Source organism: Chroococcidiopsis cubana SAG 39.79, assembly GCF_003991895.1.
GTDB classification, from domain to species: domain Bacteria; phylum Cyanobacteriota; class Cyanobacteriia; order Cyanobacteriales; family Chroococcidiopsidaceae; genus Chroococcidiopsis; species Chroococcidiopsis thermalis.
On sequence record NZ_RSCK01000159.1, the window covers coordinates 1 to 8158 of the forward strand.

Below are 8158 nucleotides of genomic sequence, written 5' to 3' on the forward strand. Positions count from 1 at the left end.
CGTTTCAATCTCAATGCTGCTCTAAAATCATAACTTAGTCCTTTAAAAGTTGCTTAAGTTATTTTTACAAGCTGCCTAACTTTTAACTTTTGACTTGCTAAACAATCTAGAGTATTTCCCTAGCGGGAGGCGATCGGTTTATCCGAGCAGGCAAAATAGGGAAGACAGTGCAGTGAAAGCATCAATTGCACATCATTAAAATTATGAAAGACCTATTCTGCCAGCTTGATTCTAGAAAAAAGCAAGTTCTGATTGTCGATGACTTGCTCGACAACTGTTTGCTTTTGGCAACAATATTAGAAGCAGAGGGGTATGAGGTTGATACCACAGACTGTGGATATAAAGCCATTGCAAAAATCGAAGCAAATCCACCAGATTTGGTTTTATTAGATGTAATGATGCCAAACATCGATGGATATGAAGTCGCGCAGTGGATCTCGCAAAATCAACCTTCAGTCTCGATCGTGCTAGTTACGGCTTATGACACTTTGCCCCAATTAGACCCAAGAAAGGTCAAAATTGACGGCTTCATTCGCAAGCCAATAGATTTAGATGAAGTTTTGCTAAAAGTTGAAACACTTTTGGCAACCAAACAAGAGCAGGCAAAAACACAAAATTTTACAAAGATAATTCCGATTTATTCCCGAACTGATAAAAGAATACTGCTTAAGAAAAATGAAGCAGTAGACAGGAAGAGTTTCAGCCGATACGATTATTAATGCTCCATGTAAAGACGCAAAATCTCGCGTCTTTACATGTTATCTCTCGTCACACTACGTTAAATTCTAAATCTCTTTGCCCCACGATAGAAGGCTGACCAACTGTCAATTCCATTTGGTCAGCATGAACTGTCAACCAAGGTTGACCGAGATTTAATCCCCCAAAAGGACTTTCTGGGGGAATTTCTAATTGGGAACTCACTAATCCTAAACGAGCCTTTAATTGAGCGGGAAACAGGAGTAGATTAGAGTTTAGACTACTAAAGCTAGATGCACCCAAGGGTATTGGCAGACCAAAGTTCTGCTGATGGTACTTCAAACAGCAAAGAATGCGATCGCCTTGCCTCACAGTCGCGTTACGGTCTGTCCAGGTAAAATCAGCTATTTCCTTTGGTAATCCCCAAATCTCGCGACCACCCGCTACAGAATCAGGGTTATCTACATAAATGTGAGAAACCCAACCGCCAATTTCTCCACCATAGCTGACAAAACCAGCAACAACGATTAACTCGCTGTATTCCAGCACGGAACCAGCACCATAGTTAGATAAATAGACACCGCCAACGGTTTTTCCAGGAAAGACAGAAACAAGATTTAATTCTGAAGGAATTAGGGGACGCACGCGATCGCACTCCAGAAGTTGCAGAGTTTGATAGGCGTAGCCTTGAAGCGTCCAAGGTGCTTGAGGGTAAGACATAACAGTGACCAGTGACCAGTTATCAATTATCAGTTATCGGTGACCAACAACTACCAATTACCAATTACCAAAATAGAAAAAATCCCCACCTAGCTCGATACTAGTATGGGGACGATCGATTATTTTGACTTTTGACTTTTAACTTTTGACTTGTTTACTTGCTTTCAGTGAAGTCAGCGTCGATTACGTCGTCGCCACCAGGTGCGGAGGTAGAACCACCGTCGCCAGCACCAGGATTGGCTCCACCAGGCGCAGCACCACCAGCTTGTTGATAGAGGTTAGTACCGATCGCGTAGAGTGTTTGTTGTAGTTCTGGCATTACCCGTTGGATCGCTTCGTCATCTTCTTTGCTGACGGCTTCCCGCAGGTCTTTGATTAAACCTTCAACCTTAGTGCGATCGCTCGCTGGGACTTTATCACCCAAGTCTTTCAACTGCTTCTCGGCTTGGTATAACAGAGAGTCAGCTTGGTTCTTGCGATCGACTTTCTCGCGGCGTTCTTTATCTGTCGAAGCGTTTCTTTCAGCTTCTGTCACCATGCGCTCGACTTCATTCTTATCGAGAGTAGAAGCGCCAGTGATGCTGATTGACTGCTCCTTACCGCTACCCTTATCCTTTGCAGTCACGTTGAGGATACCGTTAGCGTCGATATCGAAAGTAACTTCGATTTGGGGTACGCCACGGGGTGCGGGAGGAATGCCATCTAAGCGGAAGGTTCCCAAGCTCTTGTTATCGCTGGACATCTCCCGTTCGCCTTGTAGAACGTGAATTTCTACATTCGTTTGACCGTCTACAGCGGTGGAGAAGACTTCTGATTTCTTGGTAGGAATCGTGGTGTTGCGAGGAATAATCCTTGTCATTACACCACCAAGGGTTTCTACACCCAGCGACAGCGGCGATACGTCGAGCAACAGAATGCCTGTAACGTCGCCTGCTAGTACGCCAGCTTGGATCGCTGCACCAACTGCTACCACTTCATCAGGGTTGACGCTTTGGTTAGGATCTCTACCCAAAACCCGCTTGACAACTTCTTGTACGGCAGGAATACGGGTAGAACCACCAACTAAGACAACTTCATTGATAGCACTCTTGTCTAGCTTGGCATCGCGCATCGCATTTTCTACAGGAACGCGACAGCGATCAATCAGGTCAGAACAGAGTTCTTCAAACTTAGCACGGGTGAGCGTCATATCCAGGTGTTTTGGACCATCCTGGGTTGCGGTGATAAATGGCAGGTTGATTTCTGCTTGAGTGACGCTAGATAGCTCGATCTTGGCTTTTTCTGCGGCTTCGGTTAAGCGTTGTAGTGCTTGTCTGTCTTTACGCAGGTCGATGCCTTCAGATCTTCTAAATTCTTCAGCTAGGTAGTCAACGATTTTCTTGTCAAAGTCGTCACCACCCAAGTGCGTGTCTCCAGAAGTGGCTAGTACTTCAAATACGCCATCGCCTACTTCTAGAATCGATACGTCAAACGTACCACCACCTAAGTCAAATACGAGGATAGTTTCGTTGCTCTTTTTGTCAAATCCGTAGGCAAGCGAAGCAGCAGTAGGCTCGTTGATAATCCGCAGTACTTCGATCCCAGCAATTTTACCAGCGTCTTTGGTAGCTTGACGCTGAGAGTCGTTGAAGTAAGCAGGTACGGTGATAACCGCTTGAGTCACCGTTTCGCCGAGATACTTGCTAGCATCTTCTACCAGCTTGCGCAGGACTTGAGCGGAAATTTCTTCTGGAGCAAACTGCTTACCAGCCGCAGGACAATCGAGTTTGACATTACCACTGCTATCCCGCAAGACTTTGTAGGATACTTCAGTGGTTTCGTGGGTGACTTCCTCATGTTTGCGTCCGATGAAACGCTTGACAGAGTAAAAAGTATTCTCTGGGTTCATCACCGCTTGACGCTTGGCGATTTGACCCACCAAGCGATCGCCATTCTTGGCATAAGCTACTACAGAAGGCGTTGTGCGAAATCCCTCAGCGTTGGCAATTACAGTAGGCTTACCACCTTCCATCACTGCCACGCAAGAGTTTGTCGTACCTAAGTCAATTCCAACTACTTTTGCCATCGGAGGTTCTGGCTCCCTAACACTAACTACTAAAAACGATTGAATACACTACAGCTAAAAGTTGAACTAGCAGCGCTCCAGCTTCAATACAATGTTTTTGTCTTTTTGTACTGATCTATATACTGATTGTGGGTAGCTACTTGATGAAGGGTGGTTTGCCGAACAAGTGTAAGGACGGTTGATTTGCGATCGAGCTTGTCGCTTGCGCTTGTAGCTTGTCATGCCGTTTGCCACTGTTCAACCCCTAACATAGCTGCTGTATGCTTTCACTGTGTCTAATGTAGTGAACTCAAGGCTTGGTGGTTATAGGGTGAACCGTAATCGGTTGGGTGTGTTTGCCGTCAAAACTGTTATTCCACTACAATTACAGCAGCTCCGTTAATTTTGCCGCTACGCAGCGCATCTAAGGCTTCATTTGCTTGCACTAAGGGAAAAGGCTGGACTTCAGTACGAATTGGAACTCGAGGAGCTAAAGCCAGAAATTCTTCCCCATCACGGCGCGTCAAATTAGCAACCGATCGCAATACTCTTTCTTCCCATAAAATTTCGTAAGGAAAGGCAGGAATATTACTCATGTGAATTCCCGCACAGACAACCACACCCCCCTTAACCACCGCACGTAAAGCAGTCGGAACCAAAGAACCAATCGGGGCAAAAATAATTGCTGCATCTAAAGGGACTGGTGGTAAATCTTCTGAACATCCAGCCCAGACAGCACCTAAATTTAGAGCAAATTCCTGCCCTTTTACGTCTCCCGCACGAGTAAAAGCATACACTTCTCGCCCTTGGTAGCGAGCGAGTTGAATCAAAATATGGGCGGCTGCACCAAAACCATAAAAACCAATTTTTTCTGCGTCCTCTGCCATTTTATAGGAGCGATAACCGATGAGTCCGGCACACAACAGCGGTGCAGCTTGCAAGTCGGGATAGCCTTCAGGAATGGGAAAGCAGAATTGGGCATCGGCTACAGCATATTCGGCATAACCACCATCGATTTGATATCCCGTAAACTGGGCGTAGTCGCATAAGTTTTCGCGTCCACTCAGGCAATAACGACAGCAGTTGCAAGTATGCCCTAGCCACGGAACGCCGACGCGATTACCTATTTGAAATTGTTGCACCTGTTCCCCTACAGCAGCAACGGTACCAACAATTTGATGTCCCAGTATGAGGGGAAGTTTGGGTTGGGTTAATTCTCCATCAACGATATGCAAGTCAGTGCGACAGACACCGCAAGCCCGAACCCGAATCAGTACTTGTTGCGAATTAGGCTGTGGTATTGGTAGTTCTGCTACTCGTAGCAGTTTACCCTGTGCCTCTAGTATCATTGCTCGCATAGAACATTTATCAGTTATCAGTTATCAGTTATCAGTTATCGATGACTAATAATCATTAACTGACAACCAATAACCCTCTATTTACTGTTTTATACTATAGAAATGAGAAATATTGTATTTGTATAAATAACTTGCGATCGCACAAGATTTTAGAAGTAAAGTTCAAGCGTAGGGTGGGCATTGCCCACCACTCTATTTATTTCTTCTGAATTGCTAGCGAGGCAGCGTAAGCAATTTCATCGGTAGCTGGATCGTCGGTAGAAGGAACTCTATACTCTGCTTCCACAATTTGTATGTCTTTCTGTGTCAGAGTAATTGTAGCAATACCGCGATCGTTTACCGGTACTTCTTTCCCTTCATATTCTACAGTTACATCTGTTACGGGTTTGCCTTCAAACAAGACTTGCACGCGCAACGAGCTACCTGCACCAACATCAAACGGATCTTGTAAAGGTACAATTTCCATTTTCATTCCAAATGGTTGGGTGGCTAAACCCGTAGGCTGGAAAAAAGATTTGGTGTATTTGTATGTGTGAGTAACTTCAGTCGCTTCGTTGTTAGCTGCTAAAGCATCTGGTCGGAAAACATTTGTGTATTCATCGTCATTAGAAACAATGAAGTAACCATTGTTATTGACGGCAGTAATGACAGCAATATCTCCTGGGGAAACTAGGGTTACGCCTTCAAATTTTCTTTTAACTTCTAGCGGTTGAGGAAATCCATAACTATTGTAAGCTGTAGCTTCTTGAAATTTGATTGAATCGTATGCTTCTGGTTTATCCTCCTCTGGATGCCCGTATAAAACTTCATACTCTCCTTGCTTTTCGCCCTTGATTACCCAGACAACGTGGGCGAAAACTGGCTGACTAATTAATGGTAAAATTGTCAGAGCCAGCATCAATTTACTGAGATATTTCCTCACAATCGCTTCCTCATTTAGTAATTCATGAATTACTAATTCTTACTGCGAAAATACTTGAACATCTGCACAGGTATCGAGTAAGAAATCAGTAATCATTAGATAGTTTCAGTAAACTTTTTTTATTGAGAAAAAACAATGCCCCATCTGGGCATCCAAACGAAAATTTTTATTAAAATAAAGTAAATTTTGAGCGGGATCTTATGCAATATCAATAGCGCAACTACACTATTACGTGCTGCTTGAAAATAGTAAAATACAAAACGATAAACAAAGCAAAATTATTTAATGCGAAAATGACAGAGTTCTCATTAGAGCAGAAGGTTAAATAAAAAGTTGGAAGTCGTTCTTTAAATAGATTTATTAAATATAAAATACAATATTTACTCCCTTAGAGTGATGTCAGAAAGTTAATGCATTCTCAAGAGTTTGAATAACGGTCGATCGCAACCAATCTTTCGGCTGATGTCTCACTTCTCGAACTTAATTACATTAATTAATAAAAGTTCAAAATTAATAATTTAAACTCGATATTTTTCCTAGCTTCGATGGATTTGAGCGGAAAAACGAGTCATATAAAGGAGACACAGTGACAAAACTCAAGCCGATCGCGCAACAAGTTGTGGCAATTGTTGGTGCATCTAGTGGAATTGGAAGAGAAACAGCATTAAAGTTTGCTGCAAAAGGTGCAAAAGTTATCGTGGCAGCCCGTAGCGAACCAGGGTTGCTCTCCTTAGTAGAAGAAATCGAAGCGGCAAAAGGGGAGGCGACTTATATTCTGGCGGATGTTAGCGACTTTCAACAAGTCAAAGCGATCGCAGATAAAGCAGTAGCAACCTACGGCAGACTCGATACTTGGGTTCATGCGGCTGCTACAGGTATTCTTGCCCCGTTTGAACAAATTACGCCAGAAGAATTCAAACGTGTCATTGACGTTGTATTGATGGGACAAGTGTATGGCGCAATGGCAGCTCTACCATATTTAAAGCAAGAAGGACGGGGGGCGCTGATTCACATTTCCTCAGTGGAAGGCAGGCGATCGCTCCCTTTGCAAAGTCCTTATTCGTCAGCTAAGCACGGCTTAGAAGGCTTTCTCGAATCTCTGCGCGTCGAATTACAACACGAAAACATCCCTATCAGCGTCACCAGTATCCTACCTGCTGTGATCAATACTCCCTACTACAACAAAGTCAAAACCAAACTGGGAGTAAAACCCACGGGTATACCTCCTTACTACCAGCCGAGTCTGGTTGCCGATGCCATCCTCTACGCTGCCGAACATCCCACCCGTGACTACATTGTAGGAGATGTAGGTAGAGTCCTAGATCTGCTGCAACGGCTATCACCATCTCTAGTAGATACTCTTCTGGTACTGGTAGGTTTTCAAGGACAACGTACTAAGGAAGTGAAGTCAGAAGATGCACCTAACAACGTCTTTGCTCCAATTACAGGCTACGACAAAGTTGAAGGCGATTTCCGCCACTGGACGATTCCCAGTTTTACCGAGTGGCTAGAGAAAATTTTGCCTTAAATGTAGAGACGTTACATGTAACCTCTCTACATTTAACGTCTCTACAACGTAATCTCTACCCTGTGCTTTGGCACTTTAATTCTCGCGAAAGAGACAAAGCCAAAGCAAATTCAGATATCTTCATAAAAACGCGAACAATAGTAGAGACGTTACATGTAACGCATCTACCGCGATCGCAACGACAATTTGGAGGGTAAAAAATATGATTAACGATCCAGCCAGACCACCAAAAGAAGACTCGCAGGAATCCGAAACTGCTGTGAGTCCGACACAACAAGAAGACCCAAGAGCAGCCGAACCTGGGAGAGGTGCGCCAGGAAACGACCACATTGGCGTACAAACCGCTCAAACTACAGCGGTTAATGCACCTGATGCGGTGATTCCAGCTAATACTCCAACCGAACAGAGCAAACAACAACTCGAAGCCTTTAAGCAACAGGAAGAGGAAGAGGGCGAGGGCTTTACGACCACAGATGGTTATGTTGTTGATGAGTCTGGAAGGCTTGATAACTTCGCGATCGAACCACCAATGTATGTAGAGGGTGAAGAACCTCCTACGAAACGATAATAGTTATCAGGAATCGTAGGGGCGGGTTTAGCCCCAAGTCTCAAAACCGTCACCAGAAATCGGCATTCAATACCCGCTCCTACGCTTGGTGTACGGGCGGGCTTAGCCCCAAGTCTCACAACAACCAGAAATCTGCGCTTGTTCTTCTCTTACACCCTATCCCTATATCGCTAAGTTTGCATTTTTCTCGCTAAAAATGGGCAGACTATGAATAACAATTTATAGATATGCTGCCTTAAAACACGTGAGTTCGACGGCTCAAAAAATAGTAGGAGGTAGAGCTGGCAAGCCATGAGGATGGATATCTAAAGACGGCTTTTTC

7 protein-coding genes are annotated in these 8158 nt (G+C 44.2%); 3 read left to right on the top strand and 4 right to left on the bottom strand.

Annotation, left to right across the window (positions count from 1 at the left end):
- The first annotated feature begins 203 nt into the window (after nt 1–203).
- Nucleotides 204–719 carry a response regulator transcription factor gene (locus tag DSM107010_RS35605; protein ID WP_015154140.1) on the top strand — a complete coding sequence of 172 codons (516 nt, stop codon included), beginning with the start codon at nt 204–206 and terminating at the stop codon, nt 717–719.
- Between the two features lie 49 nt (nt 720–768).
- Here the strand turns inward: DSM107010_RS35605 and DSM107010_RS35610 are convergent, their stop codons facing one another.
- The 4 genes from DSM107010_RS35610 to DSM107010_RS35625 all read right to left on the bottom strand — a co-directional run bounded on the left by DSM107010_RS35610 (nt 769) and on the right by DSM107010_RS35625 (nt 5740).
- A complete protein-coding gene (locus DSM107010_RS35610; RefSeq protein WP_127025238.1) occupies nt 769–1416 on the bottom strand; it encodes an acetoacetate decarboxylase family protein in 648 nt (215 codons plus the stop codon).
- Between the two features lie 154 nt (nt 1417–1570).
- Nucleotides 1571–3481, bottom strand: a complete 1911-nt coding sequence (dnaK, locus tag DSM107010_RS35615) for a molecular chaperone DnaK (protein ID WP_106169048.1) — start codon at nt 3479–3481, stop codon at nt 1571–1573.
- A gap of 350 nt (nt 3482–3831) precedes the next feature.
- Nucleotides 3832–4818 (bottom strand): zinc-dependent alcohol dehydrogenase family protein, encoded by a 987-nt coding sequence (locus tag DSM107010_RS35620; RefSeq protein WP_106169047.1) that lies wholly within the window; start codon nt 4816–4818, stop codon nt 3832–3834.
- A gap of 196 nt (nt 4819–5014) precedes the next feature.
- Complete coding sequence (locus tag DSM107010_RS35625) at nt 5015–5740, bottom strand: DUF4198 domain-containing protein (protein WP_106169046.1); 726 nt, start codon at nt 5738–5740, stop codon at nt 5015–5017.
- A 586-nt stretch (nt 5741–6326) separates the two neighbouring features.
- Between DSM107010_RS35625 and DSM107010_RS35630 the strand changes: the two genes are divergently transcribed.
- Both DSM107010_RS35630 and DSM107010_RS35635 read left to right on the top strand, forming a co-directional pair.
- Nucleotides 6327–7268 carry an SDR family oxidoreductase gene (locus tag DSM107010_RS35630; protein WP_127025240.1) on the top strand — a complete coding sequence of 314 codons (942 nt, stop codon included), beginning with the start codon at nt 6327–6329 and terminating at the stop codon, nt 7266–7268.
- Nucleotides 7269–7470: 202 nt separating this feature from the next.
- Nucleotides 7471–7836, top strand: a complete 366-nt coding sequence (locus tag DSM107010_RS35635) for a hypothetical protein (protein WP_015154134.1) — start codon at nt 7471–7473, stop codon at nt 7834–7836.
- Nucleotides 7837–8158: the final 322 nt, after the last annotated feature.